The 763-nt window shown below is 45.0% G+C and carries 1 protein-coding gene; it reads left to right on the top strand.

Translation table 11 applies throughout. The features are described from left to right. Positions 1-759 (top strand): ISAs1 family transposase (locus Xbed_RS18905; RefSeq protein WP_086114325.1); only part of this gene is annotated, 759 nt, incomplete at its 5' end. Positions 760-763: the final 4 nt, after the last annotated feature.

Raw genomic sequence — 763 nt, 5'->3', positions numbered from 1 at the left:
GTCCTGAGACGGGCTTACCGGAATGAAAAGAAAAATGCGGTCCAGCTGGTCACTGCCTATGATACCGAACGGGGATTGGTATTGAGCCAGAAAGCCACGGCCACAAAAAAGGGTGAAATCCGTGTCGTTTGTCAAATGCTGGATATCCTTAATCTGAAAGGCAGTATTGTGACGTGTCAGCGTGAAACCCTGGAAAAAATCAGTGAGAAGAAAGCGCATGTGGTTGTCCAGGTAAAGAAAAATCAGCCTAAGCTATGGGCGGCTATCCAGTCACAATTTCAGGCGGTGTTTGATGCGGGTAAAGAAAAGATTGTCACCGAAGTTAAGCAAGAAGCGCATGGACGTAAGGAAGAACGCTATGTTTTCCAGCTTAAACCTCAATTTTCCCCCGAAATGGCAGAAAAATGGCCGACAATTCGCAGTATCATTGCGGTTGAACGGCATCGGTCAGAAAAGGGTAAAGGCACGGTAGATACGTCCTACTACATTAGCTCGCTTTCCCCCCGGCACAAATTATTAGGACACTACATTCGCCAGCATTGGCGGATTGAAAATAGCCAACATTATATTCTTGATGTGGTTTTTAAAGAAGATGATTCACGTATTGTACTGGACGGCGCCATTGAAAATTTGGCGCTATTCCGGCACATCGTGTTGAATATGGTCAAACAATGTGACTGTGGTGCTCCCAGCCAAAGAAATAAACTTAAAAAAGCAGGCTGGAGTGATGATTATCGTGCACAAGTGTTCTTTGGATAGATAT

The organism is Xenorhabdus beddingii (assembly GCF_002127545.1).
Classification (GTDB): domain Bacteria; phylum Pseudomonadota; class Gammaproteobacteria; order Enterobacterales; family Enterobacteriaceae; genus Xenorhabdus; species Xenorhabdus beddingii.
The sequence above is the reverse complement of the archived record's forward strand: the minus strand, read 5'-3'. Positions and strand labels throughout refer to the sequence as shown.